General features: G+C 43.6%; 1 protein-coding gene. It reads right to left on the reverse strand.

Features of this window, described 5'->3' with window-relative positions:
* A partial coding sequence (locus OCH80_RS10290; protein WP_404540684.1) for an IS30 family transposase occupies nt 1-298 on the reverse strand: 298 nt, incomplete at both ends.

Genomic DNA, 298 nt, shown 5'->3' on the forward strand with positions numbered 1-298 from the left:
AAAGCACTCTTCTGGAGTCTTGTAGTTTAAGATCTTTCGAGGAAGAGAGTTGCACCATACTTCGATCTTAGCAATGTCTTCCACGCTGTACTTATCTATCCGGTCTCCCTTAGGAATATAGCGTCTGATAAGCCCGTTGTGCCGCTCTACGCTACCTTTATCACAGGATGTATAAGGGTGAGCATAATACACAAGCGTCTTGGAAACTTGCTCAAGATTTGATAGATCCGCGAACTCGGAGCCGTTATCGGTTGTGATAGACTTAAAGATTCTGTTCCATTTGGATCCATAAAACTCG

This window comes from Lactobacillus sp. 23-2, from assembly GCF_044902225.1.
GTDB lineage: Bacteria > Bacillota > Bacilli > Lactobacillales > Lactobacillaceae > Lactobacillus > Lactobacillus absianus.